This is a genomic window from Porticoccus sp., from assembly GCA_023261185.1.
GTDB lineage: Bacteria > Pseudomonadota > Gammaproteobacteria > Pseudomonadales > Porticoccaceae > Porticoccus > Porticoccus litoralis.
The window spans coordinates 1-18423 of sequence record JALRJN010000017.1 but is presented as its reverse complement, the minus strand read 5'-3'; the positions used below and the strand labels follow the sequence as shown (position 1 = coordinate 18423).

Sequence of the window (18423 nt, the reverse complement as noted above, 5' to 3'; positions counted from 1 at the left end):
ACGCCCGAGGTGATCTCGGCCTTGGCGGCAGCGGCATCTTTCCAACCCTTGACCTTAACCCACTTACCAGCTTCCAGATCTTTGTAGTGCTCGAAGAAGTGGGTAATCTGTTTGATCAGCAATTCTGGCAGATCGTCTGTGCTCTGAACCTTGTCATAGATACCCGTCAGCTTTGAAACAGGGACGGCGACCAGTTTGGCGTCTTCACCGGCTTCGTCTTCCATGGCCAGCATGCCGATAGCGCGGCAGCGGATCACCACGCCCGGGGGCAGCGGGTACGGCGAAACAACCAGCACATCTACGGGGTCACCATCTTCCGACAGGGTCGACGGAATAAAGCCATAGTTGCAGGGATAGTGCATCGGCGTGGCGATGAAGCGGTCAACGAATACAGCACCGGAATCCTTGTCCAGTTCGTACTTGATGCCGGGGGCGTTGGCCGAGATCTCGATAACGACGTTGAAATCGTTCGGGACATCCTTGCCGATGGAAATGTTATCGATGTTCATGTCTTCTCCCTTTTTGGTGTGGTTGTATGAACGTGCGGTTGTACACGCCCAGAATTGCTACAAACCCGAAAATTATAGCCTCTGATCAGTCTTTTTGCTGCTTGCGACGCAATAAGAGTGAATTTCCGACGACAGAAATCGACGAGCACGCCATCGCAGCACCGGCAATCACGGGGCTGAGCGCACCACTCACCGCCAGTGGAATCGCCAACACATTGTAAATAAAAGCTAAAAATAGATTCTGACGGATTTTCGACAGTGTACGACGTGACAGACTGACGGCTTCGGGCACGCCGGTCAGCCGGTTATGCATGAGCACGATGCCAGCACTTTCCATGGCGATATCCATACCGCTCCCCATCGCCACCCCAACAGAGGCCGATGCTAATGCTGGCGCATCATTGATGCCATCACCTACCATAATCGCACCTGCCGGATGCGCCATCATGAGCTGGCTGACCACACCCGCCTTACCGGCCGGCATAATGCCTGCGTGAACGTCGTCGATACCGAGTTGTGCTGCCACAACCCGTGCTGCCTCGGGCTGATCACCCGTCAGCATCACCGGCGTCAGCCCCTGTCGATTGAGTCGCTTGATGGCTTCGATCGCATCAGGGCGCAGCGTGTCGGAAAAGGCCAGCAACGCCGCCGGTAGTCCGTCATACGTGAGTACCGAGAGACTCTTGCCCTCGCCCATCAACTCTGAGGTGGTCGTAGTGATGGTGTCTGCACCACCTTGCACAAATTGATTGGTCCAGCGCTCTAGGCCATAGCACACACCGTCGATCTGGCCGAAGACGCCGACGCCGGCTTCAGTGCGGAAGTTACTTACGGATGGCAAAGCGCTGATAGCTGACTCATCGGCAGCGGCACGCACGGCATGCGCGATGGGGTGCGCCGAGCCTGCTTCGAGCGCTGCCGCAAGAGCAAGCGCCTGCATTCGATCGAAAGGACCCGCTGACACATTAACCACGTCAGTGAGCCGCACCTGGCCTTGCGTGAGCGTGCCCGTCTTGTCGAAAACCACAACCGCCGCCGAGGCTGCACGTTGTAAAGCATCGGCATCACGAACCAGAATTCCCTGGCGGGCACCCTCACCGATGCCTACCATAATCGCCGTCGGCGTTGCCAGACCCAGTGCACAAGGGCATGAGATAACAAGCACGGCGACGGCGCGCACCAGCCCCGTCTGCCAGTCGGTCAGAAGCAGCCCCCCATAAAGCAAAGTTAGAAGCGCGATCAACACGACCATCGGCACGAACCAGGCCGAGACGCGATCAACCAATGCTTGAACCGGGGCGCGTGAACCCTGCGCCTGTGAAACCAGCCGGGCAATGCCCGCCAGCACCGTCGAGCGCCCTACGCCCGTAACACGGCAGATGAGCGTGCCATCGCCATTGAGGGTGCCGGCGTAGACTTTATCGCCTTCGGCCTTCTCGACAGGCGCGGGCTCACCTGTGAGCATGGCTTCACTCACAGCGGATTGCCCTGTGACCACGATGCCATCCACAGGTACGGATTCGCCACTCATAATGCGCACCTGATCGCCGGGACGAACATCAGCAAGCGGCACACTCACAAACTCGCCGGAGGCTGTGAGCTGCCACGCCGTCTTCGGTGCCAGATGCAACAACCGTGTGATCGCCGATGCGCTGGATTGCTTCGCGCGATGCTCCAGAATCTTCCCCGCCATGACCAGCGTAATGACAACGACCGAGGCTTCGAAGTACACATCACCTGGGCTATCGGTCCACCAGAGGACCAGGGAATATGAATAGGCCGCCAGGGTGCCTAGGCTGATCAGCACATCCATATTGGATGTGCGCAGCTTGAGCGCATGCCAGGCGCCCCGGTAAAATGGCCAGGCGACCCATACTTGCACCGGTGTAGCCAAGATCAACTGCCAAGTCGCAGACAAATGGTCGTGCATGCCCAGTAAACCAAGCGGCATTTGCAACACCAGGGGCAACGCACAGACCACGGCTAGCCAGAAGCGGGCACGACCGAGCGTATCGGTTTCAGCGGCGGCAACATCAAGGTCATCACGAATTTCCGTAGCACCGTAGCCCGCCGCTTTGATGGCTTCGATGATCTGCGCAACCCCCACATGGTCCGGCGCGCGAACAATGGCTTCTTCCGTCGCAAAGTTCACTTCGGCAGACACATCACGGATCTGCTCGAGGGCTTTGCGTGCCGTATTGGCACAGTTGGCACAACGTAGGCCGGTGATTTTGAAGAGGTGTTCGGTCATGCCCATCCTCAGGCACTCACGGTCTTCAGTTGCGGGGCAATCAGCAGGAACAAACCATACGCCCCCCAAGCCGCTACGAGCAAGCCAGCCAGCCAACGCACGGATGATTGTCGCAGTTGCTGCAACGTACCGGCACCAACCCAACCTGCCAACAGAAGATTGGGTAACGTACCCAGCGCAAACGCGGCCATCCACACCCCACCCTGCACGGGTGAGCCGATGGCAAAAGCCGTGGCAAGAGCGCTATAAACCAGGCCACAGGGCAACAACCCCCAGAGCAGGCCAATACCAAACGCACGCGGCACGGTGTTCACAGGAAAGAGCCGACGACTCAACGGTTCGACATGGCGCCAGAGGTGTTGACCACCACGCTCGAGCGGTCGGACTAGCCAGGGCAAACCGAGTAGATACAATCCCATCCCAATCAGCAACAGATTCGCCAAGGCATAGAGCAACGAGGGCGCAACGCCCAAAGCCCGGAGTCCCAATTGACCTAGCGAACCGGCGAGCAGACCAAGAGCGATGTAGGTGAGACACCGACCGAAGTTATATGCCAGTAAGATGGATGAACGACTCGCCTCCGGTGCGGAAAGTGTCAAAGCACTAACGATGCCGCCGCACATACCTAAACAATGCACGCCTCCCAGCCACCCAATAGCAATCGCAGAGAGAAGTGTTAATTCAGGCATTGCCGTGTTAGATCACGCGCGAATAACGTTGCCGCCCTTCCGGGGCTTTTTTCCGGTCTGCCTGGAGATATGCATCAAAAGCCATCGCAAGGATGCGCACAAGCAAACGGCCCTTGGGCATTACGTCAATACGCTGTGCGCTGATCTGCAAAAGGCCCGCCTCGGCCAGTGGCTGTAGCTGTTCGAGTGCATCGGCAAAGTAACTGGCAAAATCGATGGACCACGACTGGGAGACCTTGGCGAAATCAAGGCCGAAGTGGCACATCAGCTCCTGAATCACGGCGCGGCGTAGTGCGTCGTCGTCATTCATCCGGTAACCACGACGCACGGGGAGATGCCCCGCGTCCAGATCACCATAATAGTCATCCAAAGTTTTTGCGTTTTGTGCATACACCGGGCCGACCTTGGCAATGGCCGATACGCCAAAGGCCAGCAGATCAAGTTCGGCATGTGTCGAATAGCCCTGGAAGTTGCGATGCAGTTTTCCGGCCTGTTGCGCCAACGCCAGTTCGTCATCCGGTCGGGCAAAGTGATCCATCCCGATGAAGACGTAACCGGCGTCAACCAGCGTTTCAATTGCCATGGCCATAAGGGACAGTTTCTCTTCGGCTTTAGGCAGCTCGGTCTCATGAATCCTGCGTTGTGGCATAAAGATTTGAGGCAGGTGCGCATAGCTGTACAACGCAATCCGGTCGGGCAAAAGGCTGAGCGTTTTCTCCAGCGTTGCTCGAAAACCTTCCAGGGTCTGACGTGGCAGCCCGTAGATCAGATCAACCGATACAGACTTAAAACCCGCATCACGGGCAGCAAGCAGCACATCACGCGTTTGCTCGAACGTCTGATGCCGGTTCACGGCCTCTTGAACCTGCGGATCAAAATCCTGAATCCCGAGACTCATCCGGTTAAAGCCCAGTTCAGCCAGCAGATGGGCGCGCCGAGGATCCACGGAGCGAGGATCAATCTCGATCGAATACTCACCATCCGGCAAAAACTCGAAGCGGCTACGCAGAATCCCCATCAATCGCATCATTTCCTCATCGGAGAGGAAGGTTGGGGTACCTCCCCCCCAGTGCAACTGGGCGACCTGCCTCGAACCAGCCAACGATGCCAGCTGCATATCAACTTCACGCTCCAGATAATCCAGATAGCGCGAGGATTTGTTGTGATCCTTGGTGATGACCTTGTTACACCCGCAGTAGTAGCAGACCGTGCTACAGAACGGGAGATGGACATATAATGAAAGCGGCTGATCAGACGCGGGGCGTTGCTGCAAAGCATCAACCAGCAACTGATGGCCGGGATTAGATTCAAACCGGTCAGCCGTCGGGTACGATGTATAGCGTGGTCCGCTGATGTCAAAACGTCGACAGAGATCGCGATCCACCAGAGAATGAGTTGAATTGTTCATAGCATAATTATATGTCTACAAAGCCAGAACAACAGAATTGCCAGAGTTCATCGTGTGGCAACGATCTGCAGGGTCTTGTTGCGGAAGCCAAGGCACATTGCCAGCATTGTGACATGAACCCCGTCTGTCATCCGCCCGCGCTGAACACAGCGCAGCTGGAATCACTGGAGCAGTGGTTCCCGACCAGACGCCGACTCAAGCGGGGTGAAGCGCTCTATGAAGTGGGCGAACCTTTCAATGCAATCTATGCTGTGCGAAGTGGTTTTTTCAAGACCTTGCTGCCCAGCCAACAGCAACGTGATCAGATTACCGGCTTTCAAATGACCGGTGAAATTCTTGGTCTAGACGGTATTGGCAGTGGCTTTCATGCCTGCCAGGCGATCGCGCTGGAAGGCAGCGAGGTATGCATGGTGCCCTACGGCAGCGTGGATGAATTAGCCAGCAACCTCCCAACGCTACATGCCCATCTCAATAAACTGATGAGCCAACGGATTGTTCAGGATCAAACAGCATTCCAGATCCTGGCCAACCTCCGCTCCGAGTCCCGCCTTGCTGCATTTCTGATGGATCTGGGTAAACGATTCGCGGCATTGGGTTACTCCCCTAACTCATTCGTTTTAAGAATGACACGGGAAGAAATCGGCAGTTATCTGGGGCTCTCATTAGAAACCGTTTCGCGGCTCTTCTCTCGCTTCCAGGAAGATGGCCTCGTTGATGTTCAAACGCGCCACCTTCACGTGACCAACCCTGAAGCACTAGCGCTTATCGCTTCTGGCAAACACCCTCACTAGGATGAATACCATGTTCAAGCATCTGCTCATACCCATTGATGGCTCAGAACTTTCGCTGATGGCCGTCCGCAAAGGCGCTGAATTCGCCAGCGAGATCCGGGCTTTAGTGACATTGCTCTTCGTCAAACCTGAATATCCCGTGAGCTACTATGGTGACGGTGCCATGATTGACCCCACCACCCCAGAAGAATTCAGCAAACTGACCAATACCATTGCCCATCGCAACCTCAAATCTGCTGAAGAAATCTGTGCCGCTGCCGGTATTACCACCACAACGGTGACGGAAACCAGCGATGTGCCTTATGACGTAATCATCAGCACGGCCGAGCAAAAACAGTGCGATCTGATTTTTATGGCTTCACATGGCCGTCGGGGAATCACCGGGCTGTTACTTGGTAGCGAAACCCAGAAGGTACTGACACACTCGAAAATCCCGGTACTCGTCTATCGCTAATACACAACACGCATAACGAAAAAGCCCGGCTCAGTTTCAACTGGCCGGGCTTTTCATTCCTAATGCATCACGTTAATAGCGGGCATCTTTGGGTTTTTCACCGTTTGGCCAATCGTTTACTTTTTCAGGAAAGTCAGGTCGCTTAATATGTGAGAAATACTCAGCAACATCAACAGCTTCCTGATCCGAAAGGCCTCCGTGACCTAAAGGGAATTTAGTTGAGTGCCCCATTGGCATATTGCTCTTTATGAAAGCCGCTGCTGTGTAGGTACGTGCCATACCTGCGCCGATGTTGAAAGAGTCCTCTCCCCATACCGCTGGGAAGATATACGAACCATCAGGCTTCTGAACGCCTTGCCCATTACTACCATGGCAAACAGCACATTGTGCCTCATAGATTTTCTTGCCATTTTTCGGATCGGGAATGATCGAGTTATCAATCTTGCCAATACCCCGACCCGGTATTTTTTCGTCCATCTTGTACCCGTTGTTCATCCACTTAAAATAAGCAACCATAGCCTGCATTTCTTTGGATTTTTTAGGCACGGGCTTCCCGTTCATGGAACGTTTAAAGCAGCCATTAATTCGATCTTGCAAATCAATTTCGCGCCCCGCACGGGCAGCATAGCGTGGAAACTGAGCTGCAACGCCAACAAACGGTGAGGCTTTGGCGACTGTCCCTCCATTCAGATGACAGCTACTACAATTAAGCCCATTACCAACATTGTCCGGCAGTAATGCTTTGGTTTCGGTCATTAGACGCATGCCATAAATAACCTGATCAGCATTTGCAGTTTCCAACATTGATGAAAACCTTGGCGTTGAAAACTTAGTCTGTTCCGGCTTCGACAAATCAAGTTGATCACGCACTTTCTTTACCTGACTAGCATTAACGTGCGATGCCTGATTACCCCATGTTGTTCTCATGAATGTGATGATGTCTGCAAGCTCTTCATCCGTCAGTTGACCAAATTCCGGCATTCCAACAACTCGTGGTTTATCTTTCGTAGATGCCGATTTCCATCCGCTAATAGTGACGTGGATTGCTGACGTAGGATCATCAGACAGAATTGACCGGTTTCCGGCAAGCGGTGGGAACAATCCTGGCACCCCCAAGCCGTCTTTACGATGGCAAGTCGCGCAAAATTGGTCATAACCAAGACCGCCAGGCGTCTTGTACAGTTTATCCCCAACGGCCTGAGCCACAAAAGCAGGTTTAGCCGCCAGGCTTTCCTTTTTAGTATTTGATGGCAACGACTTGAGATATGTTGCAATCGCCTTAAGATCAGTATCCGTAAAATGCTGTGTACTTAATCCGATGACTTCAGTCATCGTGCCAAATGCTGTCGCATGCTTGTTTTGACCAGTTTTTAGAAACTCAACGATATCAGACTCTGTCCAAATATCTCTTAAACTAACTGCATGCCATGCATCCACCGTTGAGCCCGCCAGAAACAGGTGACCATCTTTGCCGGATTGACTCATAGTCTTCTCCTGGAACGCCAAACCACGCGGTGTATGACAGGAGCCGCAATGGCCTAGACCTTGGACGATATACGCACCACGGTTCCAAGCTTCACCTTTAGATTGATCTTCCACAAATTTGCTTTGATCCAAAAACAACTTGTTCCATATTGAAAGGCCCCAACGCATGCTGAATGGCCATTTCATATCATTAGCCTGATTCACCTGTTCAACGGGCTCGACACCCTTCATCATGTACACATACAGCGCACGCATATCATCCTCTGACATCTTTGCGTATGACGGATATGGCATTGCCGGGTAGAGATTATGACCGTCTGCTGCAACCCCATTTCGCATTGCACGATCAAATTGCTCAAATGAATAACTCCCGATCCCAGTTTTCCTATCCGGGGTTATGTTTGTAGAGTACAGTTTACCGAAAGGGGTTTTGAGCTCTAGACCACCCGCCATAGGTTTACCACCAGCTTTTGTATGACAAGCAACACAGTCACCCAAGGTAGACAGATAGGCACCTCGCTTGACTTGATCTGCCTGGCTTGCTTCAAGCTGTGGAGAGGCCGCATTGGCAGTCCCGTACAAGATGAAAACGGCAAAGAAAGCCGTCAAACGATAGATTTTCATTACTGACCTCACATTTTAGGTAGGCCGATGTTACTATCGTTGTTTATATATTGTTTGGCGAAATACTATTAGCCCCAATCTTTTTTGCAATTTTTTGACGTAGATCAAACAAAAGGAACAGACATGAAAACTGCACACGACCTCGTGCTTGAAGCTAAGCAGCATATTTATGAGATTTCATTAGAGGATGCACTTTCAGCATTAGCTGCAAAACCCTTGGTTCTAGACGTCAGAGAACCTGAAGAATACCAACTTGGCCACTTGCCATCAGCCACAAATATTCCAAGAGGCATTCTGGAATTTCGCATGAGCCAGGAACCTACCCTGACGGATCGTCAACGAGAAATTCTCATTTACTGCAAAACAAGTGGCCGCGCGGCGCTGGCAGCGGAAGCCCTACAAAAACTCGGCTTTTCAAATGTCAGAAGTGTTGCCGGTGGATTTGACGCATGGTGTGCGAGCGGCCTACCAACAGAAACACCAAAATCACTATCGTTCGAATGATGGCTCGTCTTTGACGAGCCGCGATGACCAAGGCGGAGGGTTCGCGCATCAGACCCTTTGTCCTGGTTTCTACCTGTTCTCTAAAAAACACCCGATTTATTGATCTACATCAATATGCATTTACGTATACTGTCGTACAATCGATATATGTGTTTATATATCGTAGGGTCGTGATGAAATACCCAATCTTTAGAGTCGCATTAGGCTTGGCCGTCACGTTAACCGTGTTAGCTAGTAGCACTGGCGTGATTGCAACCCCCGCCTTAACGACAACTAACAGTGTCGACGTGTCTTTTGCAGGCAATAGCAAGCTTCCCGCATCAACTACTGACCACAGCACCCTCCCCGCACTCAAGGGACCTTTCAAAACAGGTCCAGAAGTTACCAAGGCCTGTCTGCAATGTCATAACATGGCGGGTCACCAGGTGATGGAAAGCATCCACTGGAAATGGGAAGCGGTAAATCCCCAAGATGGCAGAAAACTTGGTAAGCAGCATGCGGCTAACAATTTCTGTGGATCCATACTTTCCAACGAGCCCCGCTGCACCAGCTGCCATGCCGGCTATAACTGGAAAGATAAGAATTACGACTTTTCCAATCAGGATAACGTAGATTGCCTAGCCTGCCACGACACGACAGGCACCTACAAGAAGATTGCCACAGATGCCGGACACCCTCTGTATGAGCCACGCGAGCTTCCTAAAGGCAGCGGCAAGATTATCCAGCCACCTGATTTGACCAAAATTGCCCAACACGTGGGCAAACCAGGTCGCAAGAATTGCGGTGCCTGCCATTTCAATGGTGGCGGTGGCGATGCTGTCAAACATGGCGATCTTGACACTTCTTTGATCAAACCCTCCAGAAAGCTTGATGTCCACATGTCCTCAGAGGGCGCCAACATGAGTTGTGCGGATTGCCACACCTTTAACAAGCATCAGGTGTCTGGCAGCCGTTATACAACCAAGGCAAAAGACCCGCATGGAATGGACACCCCCATTGGAGATTACAAAAACCGTGCAACTTGCGAGTCCTGTCACGGCAATGCACCACACAAGGAAACCGTCGTTAACAATCACACCAACCGTGTTGCCTGCCAAACCTGCCATATACCCGCGTTTGCCCGCGGTGGCATTGGTACAAAAACCCTTTGGGACTGGTCAACCGCTGGTAAACGTGATGCTGATGGCAAGCCTTTGTTCATCAAGGATGAACATGGTCATATGATCTACTCTGCAGAAAAAGGTGATTTTAAGTATGGCGAGAACGTCATACCCACTTACAAGTGGTACAACGGCACCGTAAAACAAGTCACGATCACAGATAAGATTGATGACACGAAAATCCTTGATCTAAATGCCGTTGAAGGCTCGGCCAGTGATCCCAAGGCACGGATATGGCCATTTAAGGTGATGGTCGGCAAACAACCTTACGATGTGGTCAACAAGACATTGATTGTGAATCATGTCTATGGCAAGGATGACACCTCATTCTGGGAAAACTTCGACTACGACAAATCGATTAAAGCCGGTATGGAATATGCCGAGCTACCTTACAGCGGCAAATATGGCTTTATAGAAACGCGTATGAACTGGTTCATCACGCACATGGTTGCACCGAAGGAAGATGTGGTGAAGTGCGCCGAGTGTCACTCGAGGAACCCTGACAACCGTCTTGCAGAGATCAAAGATATTTATATTCCAGGTAGAGACTACAATCCGATTATTGACACCCTGGGCTGGTTGGCTGTTGCAGGATCCATCGGTGCAGGGGCATTCCACGGGACTGTCCGATATATCAGCCGTCGCCGTAAGGACAAAAATCATGACTAATCAACAACCCAGAATTTACATTTACAAACGGTACGAGAGATTCTGGCACTGGTCTCAGGCCCTTTTGGTTATTGCCATGATGATTACCGGATTCGAGATCCACGGTACGTATTCGCTACTAGGTTTTGGGAAAGCCGTGCAAGTTCATACGATGGCAGCTTGGGCCTTGATAACGTTGTGGGCATTTACAATCTTCTGGCAATTCACAACAGGCGAGTGGAAACAATACAAGCCATCGCTTAAGAATGTGACAGCGATGATTCGCTATTACACCATCGGTATTTTTACAGGTGCCCCTCATCCATTCCACAAAACAGCACAGCAGAAACACAATCCGTTACAACGTCTGGCTTACCTGGCTTTGCTGGCCATGATATCCCCACTTATCTGGATATCCGGGTTGCTTTATCTCTTTTACGGTGACTGGACAAGCTGGGGATTGAGCAACTACCTGTCACTAGAATGGGTCGCTGTCGCCCATACACTGGGCGCCTTCTTGATGACCGCCTTCTTCTTCATCCATGTCTACCTCACCACTACAGGCCACACATTGACCGCACACATCAAAGCCATGATCACTGGTTGGGAAGAATCTGAGTCATCCGGCCACTCTCATACCCATTAAATACTGGCTTCATAAAGACCAAGAGACGCCCTGCTATGCGGGGCGTTTTTCGTGGCTCATTCTATTTGAGTGCTTTTAATATTCGATACACTGTCCGTTCACTCACCTGAAGCTTTTCAGCAATTTCCTGCCGGGTGAAACCCTCCTGCAGTAATTGCCCGATATCATCGATACGCCCTGCTACATTGCCGCTCGCTAACACATTGTCATGCGCTGCGGCCACAAAACCTGTGACCTCCGGCGGCAGATGCGCCGGAGTGATAAGGCGACCATCGCAAAGAATGACCGCTCGCTCGAGGATGTTTTTGAGTTCACGGATATTCCCGGGAAATGGATAGGCTTCCAGAAGATTCAGCGCTGCTTTGTCAAGTTTAAAGGCGTCACCTTTGGGCAACCGCTTGAGTAAAGAGGCCACCAGTAACGGCAAGTCTTCCTTACGCTCTGTTAACCTGGGTACCCAGATCGGGAATGCGCTGACCCGATAATACAAGTCATTACGGAATTCATTAGTTGCGACTAGGTCCTTCAGAATGCGGTGCGTCGCCGACACTAGGCGCACATCCGCATGTAACACCTGATTGGAGCCTACACGACGATACATGCCGGTTTCCAAAAAACGTAGAAGCTTGGCTTGCAACCCCAGAGGAATATCACCAATCTCGTCAAGGAACAGGGTGCCACCGTCGGCCTCTTCTACCAAACCACGTTTGAGGGCATAAGCTCCGGTAAACGCACCTTTTTCATGGCCAAAGAGCTCGCTTTCGATCAAGGTTTCGGGTAATCCCGTGCAGTCAACGGTGATGTAAGGTTTAAGCGAACGCTTGCTGGAATCATGCAATGCGCGTGCCACCAACTCTTTTCCTGTGCCGGATTCTCCTTGAATCAGCACGGTGGTTTCAGTGGGCGCAACACGTTGTAACTGATCAAGCATGGCGACAAAAGTCGGTGCACGACCCGTCAACCCCTGATGCTGACTAGAAGGGCTAAAGTGATGAAGCGGTTGAATCCGCTCAAGAAAGTACGCTGTCTCACCTTCACGATTTTTTAGCGGTGTAAGTTCAATCGTTTCGTACAAATCAATACCGGCGTGCCTGTGAATATGCACGACTCGCTCGGTTGCACCCGAGTCCCTACTCAGTGATAAAGGGCAACTTTCACCGGACTGATCGCAGGGTAGCTGGTACCCATGCGAAATTTCATAACAATGTTTTCCTACCAGCCCGTTTAGCGACCCCTTTTGATGGAGATGCAGGTACGCCTCATTGGCAAAGCGCACAACATAGTCCTGATCAATCAGGACATAGGGTTCGTGCAGACTGGATATGACCTGTTCCAGCAAGCCGGGGATACGGGTTTGTGCCATCTGCAGATTCTGCCAGTTTCTGCCATTTCGTGCCATATATTCAGCTGTTACACGACAAACCCCTGCGACAGTGGACACAAAGATGACAAATGTGTCTATAAAACAGTTGGTTACAGCGCGCCCAACGGTTGGCACATAAATTGCATTAAATCCGGCATGAAAAAGAGTCTCAAGAGCCCAGACGTCAAACTCAGAAACGAGCTTGTGCTGGTCGTTGTCATCAAGCTACTCATACTCATGACGATCTGGTGGTTCTTTTTCAAGGATCAACGTGCCAACGTTGACATTGAGGCTGCATGGCCTGAAACCTCCACTGCATCCAAGCATTCAAAAACCGGGGAGTCACTGTGATTAGCGACCAACTTGTAGACTTATCGCGACTTCAGTTCGCTGCAACAGCCTTGTATCACTTTCTTTTTGTGCCCTTAACGCTCGGCATGGTGTGGATTCTGGTCATCATGGAAAGCGTTTACGTCATGACCGGAAAAACCATCTATAAGGACATGACCCGCTTCTGGGGCAAGCTCTTTGGCATCAACTTTGCCCTTGGCGTCACCACAGGTATTACGATGGAATTCCAGTTTGGAACGAACTGGGCCTACTACTCACATTACGTGGGCGATATTTTCGGTGCGCCTCTGGCCATTGAAGGCTTAATGGCGTTTTTTTTAGAGTCCACGTTCATCGGCCTCTTCTTTTTTGGCTGGGATCGACTCTCTCGCCAACAGCATCTCTTGGTCACCACGCTCATGGCCGTGGGCACAAATCTTTCAGCACTGTGGATTCTAATTGCCAATGGCTGGATGCAAAATCCTGTTGGATCGGAATTCAGTTACATCACGATGCGGATGGAAATGGTCGATTTTGCTGCCGTTCTGTTTAACCCTGATGCGCAGGCAAAATTTGTTCACACGGTTTCGGCTGGTTACGTCACAGGCTCCATGTTTGTTCTAGCAATATCTTCTTGGTATCTGCTCAAGAAGCGCAATGTTGAGTTTGCTCGAAAAAGCTTCAATATCGCGGCTGCATTCGGTCTAGCCTCCATCCTTTCCACCATCGTTCTGGGCGATGAATCGGGTTACACCGTTGGAGAAGCCCAGCAGACAAAACTGGCAGCCATGGAAGCCATGTGGGAAACAGAGCCTGCACCAGCCAGCTTCAATCTATTTGCACTGCCTAATGAAAAGGAAATGCGCAACGATTATGCTATCGAGATTCCCTATGTCATGGGGCTTATTGGTACCCGTTCTCTGGACAAAGAAATTCCAGGCATCAAGGAAATCATGGCCAAAAACCGTGAGCGAATTATCTCAGGCATAAAGGCGGTGACAGCTCTCGAAGCTTTACGTAAAAATGAAAGCAATACCAACGCCAAATCTTTGTTCGAAGCACATAAAGAAGACCTTGGTTTCGGCTTATTACTTCGCAAGTACACAACCAATGTCTCCGATGCGACTGATGCCATGATTGACCAGGCAACGCGCGACACAATACCTAAGGTGACACCCATGTTCTGGTCATTCAGGATCATGGTTGGCCTGGGCTTTGCCATGTTACTTCTATTTGCTTTTGCCGCCTGGTACGCCGTCAAGGGCACATTCGACCAGAAGCCCTGGTTGTTGCGCTGGGCTTTGATTTTCCTTCCTGCACCATGGATCGCTGCTGAACTTGGTTGGTTTGTTGCTGAATACGGTCGCCAGCCGTGGACTATCTTCGGTGTGCTTCCCACACACATGTCAGTCTCTACACTCAGTGTCGAAAGCCTGTACGGCTCACTGGCAGGATTTATCGGTTTTTATACCCTACTGCTGATTGTCGAGATGTATCTGATGATCCGATTTGCAAAGCAGGGGCCAGGCAGCCTGGGCACCGGCCGCTACGATAACGAAGTTGCGCACTCAACACACGCCTAACCAACAAGAGGTCTCGTCATGTTCGAATATGCCGTATTGAAAATAATCTGGTGGCTCTTGGTTGGTGTTCTGCTCGTGGGCTTCGCCATCATGGATGGACACGACATGGGCGTCGGCACCTTGCTCCCATTCGTTGGAAAAACCGATGACGAGCGTCGTGTTGTTATCAACACCGTGGGACCCCACTGGGATGGCAATCAAGTTTGGTTTATTACCGGTGGCGGCGCTATTTTTGCCGCATGGCCACTCGTCTACGCAACAGCCTTTTCAGGATTTTACTGGGCCATGTTGGCTGTGCTCTGGGCGCTCTTCTTCAGGCCAGTCGGTTTTGACTATCGCAGCAAGATCGACAATCCAACCTGGCGTAAGACTTGGGACTGGGGTCTTTTTGTGGGCGGGGCCGTACCGCCGCTGATCTTTGGTGTTGCATTCGGCAACCTTCTACAAGGGGTGCCTTTCCATTTTGATAATAACCTTGCTTCGTATTACACCGGTAGTTTCTGGGGGCTTCTCAATCCATTTGCTCTGCTCTGTGGCTTGGTGTCCACAGCGATGATCACATTTCACGGCGGAGTGTACCTATCCTTAAGAACAGAAGGCACCGTTGGATTTCGTTCACAAAGGGCTGTTTACCTGTTTGGTACGCTCCTAATTCTGACGTTTACGCTGGCAGGAATCTGGTTGTGGCAAGCCATACCTGGCTATGTGATTGATTCATCAATCAATCCGAATGCACTGCCCAATCCACTTGGGAAAAGCGTCATCCGTGAAACGGGTGCCTGGTTATCCAATTACCAGCGCTACCCAGCTACTATGCTCTTGCCACTCACTGTATACGTCATGGTACCTTTTGCCATGCTGCTTGTTAGCCGTGGAAAAAACCTAGCAGCTTTTGTGGCCTCTTCACTCGCCATCGTAGGCATCATTGGCACAGCAGGGTTCTCCATGTTCCCGTTTGTAATGCCCTCCTCCACAGACTTTGGATCGAGCTTGACGGTTTGGGATAGCGTCTCCAGCCAGCTGACTCTCGGCATCATGCTTGTTGCCACACTAATTTTTATGCCAATCATCATTATCTATACCAGCTGGGCATACAAAGTCATGGCTGGCAAGGTGACTTTAGCTTACATCAAAGAAAACGATCATTCTGCCTATTAAGGATCCGTTCATGAAAATCGCCATCACCAGCCAGAATGCCAAATCGGTCACGGCTCATGCCGGACGGTGCAGAAAATTCTGGCTTTACGAGCTGCCCGATGACAGCACGCATATCGACAAGCAGTTTATAGAACTTGATATCGACGAAACTCTGCACACCATGCAATCTCACTTACCCGCCAAACTGGCTGACATTGATGTGCTAATTACAGCCAATCTCGGAGACTCACTTCGTAACAAGCTGGCTAAAGCAGGGGTTGTAACGCATCTCGTAGCAGATATCACTCCTGATATTGCTGTTTTGAACTATCTGGCTGGTAAAAAACAGCCGAACTGATCCGGAAAGGAAAAAAGACCATGTGGTACTTTGCCTGGGTTCTCGGCGTTGGATTCGCCATTCTCGTCGCCATTCTCAACGCCATGTGGATGGAAAATGCTGATGCGCGCAAAGCTGCACTGGCACATCCGCAACATGAAGATGATCCACAAAGACGTGGATAAAAAAAATATATCCGAAGCCACTAACCAGATCGCCTGGTTACCGTTGCTATGTGCAATTGCCATCATGGTGATTCTGAGCATCTATCCAAATGTATTGGTTAACCAACACGGGGGCGTCAACAAAATTTCAACTTATCTGCTCTTTTGGGCAATGGCGAGCGGTTTTATCCGAGGGGTGGGATTCATTCCTCAATCAAGATTTTTAGCGGTCCTTTTTTCTGGAACTGCATGTTTTATCACGCTGTTTGCATCTCTGATTCATCTCAAATTTTTTTAATACACCCATAAAGGAAAGTCTCATGAAAAAATCGATTATTGCTGCCACGATGATATTTGCCTCAATCACTGCTCAGGCCGACACTTCAAATGTCACACTGATTGTCCATTCAGAAAGCACGATGACTCAAGGCATGGCCATGGTTCTGGCAAATAAGATGCTTGAGCAAGGCGATAGCGTCAACATTCTCTTGTGTGACAAAGCCGGTGACATGGCATTGAAATCGAATGCTGGCAAGGCGCTCAAGCCAGCAAATGCGACGCCTGCTCAAATGTTGGATGGCGCTATGAAAAAAGGCGCAAAAGTATCTGTCTGCGCGCTCTATCTGCCTAATAGCGGCAATACACCTGACAGCTTGAAGGAATCGATCTCGCCAGCCAAGCCGGACGCTATGGCAAAGCAGATGACCGAACCCAACCGCAAGGTCTTCAGTTTCTGATTGAGCCAATTACAAATTTACCAAGTCTAGGAGGCACAGATGACCATTCGCAAACTAGCGATGACTGCGATGCTACTTTCTGTTTCGATCTCATCGATAGCTGCACCAGCACCAGAGAGTCCTGATCGACAAACGCCATGGGGACTCTATGTTGATTCCAAGGAAGCCTACGAGATGAAAAAGGGGGCCGACGGACAGAAAGTCCTGTTCGTTGATGTCCGCGATCCCATTGAAATCATGTTTACAGGGTTTACAGACACAGTTGACATCAACATTCCATTCCTCATCAGCAATCCACACAAATGGAATGACAAGAAAAATGTCTACGCAATGGAACCCAATAAAGACTTTGAATCCAAAATTTCCCAAGCACTCAAAGAGCGAGGCTTGAGCAAGGATGACAAAGTTGTTCTGATGTGTCGATCAGGGGGTGAGCGTGGCGCGCCGAGTGCCAAGGCACTAGATGGCAAGAGCTACAAGCAGGTCTACGTTGTTGTGGATGGCTTTGAAGGGGACACCGTCAAAGAAGGTCCTAAAAAGAACTGGCGGCAGGTCAACGGCTGGAAGAACTCCGGACTACCCTGGAGCTACAAACTCGATCGATCCAAGATGTATCTTGAATAATCCATTAACAAGAGCTGACTTGATCAGCTCTTTACTGATCCATTAATTTGAAACCTAATAATTAATACAATGTATATAACTTATCAGCGGTTTTTTGCTTTCGTCAATTTTCTCATGTTGAACACATGCGTACTAGCCGCAGGTAATTCTCTAGAAATCACCGTTAATGGGATTCGTGATGATCAGGGAACAGTCCGAGCGGGCATTTTTAGACCATCAGATGGCTTTCCCAAGGAGGCTAAAGCGCTGGCTCATACTTCAGCAACCGCACAATCAGGTATTGTGTTGCTTAAATTCACTGATTTACCCGCTGGCCAATACGCTCTGATCGTATTCCACGATGAAAACAACGATGGCCAGATGAATAAGCGCTTCGGCATGATCCCGATTGAAGGTTACGGGCTATCGAATAACATCAAGGCCTTTGGCAAGCCGTCATTTGATGAATGCGCATTCGCCATACCAGAAACCTATAGTCAGACGATCGATATGAGATACTAGCGGACAAACCCCAAGTCTTTTCAACCCACACAGGGTAAAAATTGCGCCTTTACAAATAACTAAGCCCGACAGGATGATTTTCCTGGCGGGCTTTTTTACCGCTAGCGACTAATTACTCGTCGGTTGGTTTTTCGTTCATTTTCTTATTAAACATGCGACCGAAGAAGATCGACATGCCAACAACAAAAACGATAACAGCGAGACTACCGAGACCAACATCGGTTGTGAACAGTTCTTTCCAAGCCATGATGCGCTCCTTTCTATCAACAAAATAAAATTATTGGGGCCGTGCAAAAATCGTAACGCCTGTTTTTGTTTGAATATCCCAGACACCGTCCATGCGCCAGCCAGCCAGCGGGTCTTCGATCACAACGTTCCAACGGCCAGTCCCAGGATTACCCGTCAGCGGACCACTAAACACCCGCCCTTCTCGCTTCAGCATGATGGTCTGATCTTCGCCTTTACGCGTTGGATGAAC

The 18423-nt window shown here is 50.7% G+C and carries 22 protein-coding genes; 14 read left to right on the top strand and 8 right to left on the bottom strand.

All coding sequences use genetic code 11. The features are described 5' to 3' along the window. The 4 genes from ppa to hemN form a co-directional block, all read right to left on the bottom strand. Positions 1-509: inorganic diphosphatase (ppa, locus tag ACYZYZ_RS01735; protein WP_461483021.1), on the bottom strand; the 509-nt coding region annotated here is incomplete at its 3' end. Between the two features lie 85 nt (positions 510-594). Then, entirely contained in the window at positions 595-2760 is a 2166-nt protein-coding gene (locus ACYZYZ_RS01730; protein ID WP_461483020.1) for a heavy metal translocating P-type ATPase, read from the bottom strand. Positions 2761-2768: 8 nt separating this feature from the next. Then, positions 2769-3449, bottom strand: coding sequence for a sulfite exporter TauE/SafE family protein (locus tag ACYZYZ_RS01725; RefSeq protein WP_461483019.1), 681 nt, complete (start codon positions 3447-3449; stop codon positions 2769-2771). Between the two features lie 7 nt (positions 3450-3456). After that, positions 3457-4857, bottom strand: coding sequence for an oxygen-independent coproporphyrinogen III oxidase (gene hemN, locus ACYZYZ_RS01720; RefSeq protein ID WP_461483018.1), 1401 nt, complete (start codon positions 4855-4857; stop codon positions 3457-3459). An 11-nt stretch (positions 4858-4868) separates the two neighbouring features. On the opposite strand from hemN, the gene ACYZYZ_RS01715 reads away from it, so the two are divergent. Next, on the top strand, positions 4869-5648 hold the full coding sequence (locus tag ACYZYZ_RS01715; protein ID WP_461483017.1) for a helix-turn-helix domain-containing protein: 780 nt from the start codon (positions 4869-4871) through the stop codon (positions 5646-5648). A 10-nt stretch (positions 5649-5658) separates the two neighbouring features. Next, entirely contained in the window at positions 5659-6102 is a 444-nt protein-coding gene (locus ACYZYZ_RS01710) for a universal stress protein (protein ID WP_461483016.1), read from the top strand. A gap of 72 nt (positions 6103-6174) precedes the next feature. Here the strand turns inward: ACYZYZ_RS01710 and ACYZYZ_RS01705 are convergent, their stop codons facing one another. Then, complete coding sequence (locus ACYZYZ_RS01705) at positions 6175-8211, bottom strand: c-type cytochrome (RefSeq protein ID WP_461483015.1); 2037 nt, start codon at positions 8209-8211, stop codon at positions 6175-6177. A 123-nt stretch (positions 8212-8334) separates the two neighbouring features. Between ACYZYZ_RS01705 and ACYZYZ_RS01700 the strand changes: the two genes are divergently transcribed. The 3 genes from ACYZYZ_RS01700 to ACYZYZ_RS01690 all read left to right on the top strand — a co-directional run bounded on the left by ACYZYZ_RS01700 (position 8335) and on the right by ACYZYZ_RS01690 (position 11169). Beyond that, positions 8335-8715 carry a rhodanese-like domain-containing protein gene (locus ACYZYZ_RS01700; protein ID WP_461483014.1) on the top strand — a complete coding sequence of 127 codons (381 nt, stop codon included), beginning with the start codon at positions 8335-8337 and terminating at the stop codon, positions 8713-8715. 173 nt (positions 8716-8888) lie between these two features. Continuing rightward, positions 8889-10544 (top strand): tetrathionate reductase family octaheme c-type cytochrome, encoded by a 1656-nt coding sequence (locus tag ACYZYZ_RS01695; RefSeq protein WP_461483013.1) that lies wholly within the window; start codon positions 8889-8891, stop codon positions 10542-10544. Next, entirely contained in the window at positions 10537-11169 is a 633-nt protein-coding gene (locus ACYZYZ_RS01690) for a cytochrome b/b6 domain-containing protein (protein WP_461483012.1), read from the top strand. The genes ACYZYZ_RS01695 and ACYZYZ_RS01690 overlap by 8 nt, the downstream gene beginning before the upstream one ends. A gap of 61 nt (positions 11170-11230) precedes the next feature. On the opposite strand, the gene ACYZYZ_RS01685 is transcribed toward ACYZYZ_RS01690, so the two are convergent. Next, positions 11231-12568 (bottom strand): sigma-54 interaction domain-containing protein, encoded by a 1338-nt coding sequence (locus ACYZYZ_RS01685; RefSeq protein WP_461483011.1) that lies wholly within the window; start codon positions 12566-12568, stop codon positions 11231-11233. A gap of 120 nt (positions 12569-12688) precedes the next feature. On the opposite strand from ACYZYZ_RS01685, the gene cydP reads away from it, so the two are divergent. The 9 genes from cydP (at position 12689) to ACYZYZ_RS01640 (ending at position 17945) form a co-directional block, all read left to right on the top strand. Next, positions 12689-12883, top strand: coding sequence for a cytochrome oxidase putative small subunit CydP (gene cydP / locus ACYZYZ_RS01680; protein ID WP_461483010.1), 195 nt, complete (start codon positions 12689-12691; stop codon positions 12881-12883). Beyond that, the gene (locus ACYZYZ_RS01675) at positions 12880-14445 is read left to right on the top strand and encodes a cytochrome ubiquinol oxidase subunit I (protein ID WP_461483009.1); all 1566 of its coding nucleotides are present in this window, start codon (positions 12880-12882) and stop codon (positions 14443-14445) included. Before cydP ends, ACYZYZ_RS01675 begins: the two co-directional genes overlap by 4 nt. 18 nt (positions 14446-14463) lie before the next feature. Continuing rightward, on the top strand, positions 14464-15603 hold the full coding sequence (gene cydB, locus ACYZYZ_RS01670; RefSeq protein ID WP_461483008.1) for a cytochrome d ubiquinol oxidase subunit II: 1140 nt from the start codon (positions 14464-14466) through the stop codon (positions 15601-15603). A 10-nt stretch (positions 15604-15613) separates the two neighbouring features. Beyond that, positions 15614-15940: a NifB/NifX family molybdenum-iron cluster-binding protein gene (locus ACYZYZ_RS01665; protein ID WP_461483007.1), complete on the top strand. Its 327-nt coding sequence runs from the start codon at positions 15614-15616 to the stop codon at positions 15938-15940. 20 nt (positions 15941-15960) lie between these two features. Further along, entirely contained in the window at positions 15961-16104 is a 144-nt protein-coding gene (cydX, locus tag ACYZYZ_RS01660; RefSeq protein ID WP_461483006.1) for a cytochrome bd-I oxidase subunit CydX, read from the top strand. Then, entirely contained in the window at positions 16043-16381 is a 339-nt protein-coding gene (locus ACYZYZ_RS01655) for a cyd operon YbgE family protein (protein ID WP_461483005.1), read from the top strand. Before cydX ends, ACYZYZ_RS01655 begins: the two co-directional genes overlap by 62 nt. Before the next feature lie 22 nt (positions 16382-16403). Continuing rightward, on the top strand, positions 16404-16820 hold the full coding sequence (locus ACYZYZ_RS01650) for a hypothetical protein (RefSeq protein WP_461483004.1): 417 nt from the start codon (positions 16404-16406) through the stop codon (positions 16818-16820). A gap of 39 nt (positions 16821-16859) precedes the next feature. After that, entirely contained in the window at positions 16860-17444 is a 585-nt protein-coding gene (locus ACYZYZ_RS01645; protein WP_461483003.1) for a rhodanese-like domain-containing protein, read from the top strand. 69 nt (positions 17445-17513) lie between these two features. After that, complete coding sequence (locus ACYZYZ_RS01640) at positions 17514-17945, top strand: DUF2141 domain-containing protein (RefSeq protein ID WP_461483002.1); 432 nt, start codon at positions 17514-17516, stop codon at positions 17943-17945. A gap of 112 nt (positions 17946-18057) precedes the next feature. Here ACYZYZ_RS01640 and ACYZYZ_RS01635 read toward each other — a convergent pair whose 3' ends face one another. Together ACYZYZ_RS01635 and ACYZYZ_RS01630 are read right to left on the bottom strand one after the other, a co-directional pair. Beyond that, positions 18058-18192, bottom strand: coding sequence for a DUF3149 domain-containing protein (locus ACYZYZ_RS01635; RefSeq protein ID WP_461483001.1), 135 nt, complete (start codon positions 18190-18192; stop codon positions 18058-18060). Between the two features lie 30 nt (positions 18193-18222). Further along, positions 18223-18423: FixH family protein (locus tag ACYZYZ_RS01630; protein WP_461483000.1), on the bottom strand; the 201-nt coding region annotated here is incomplete at its 5' end.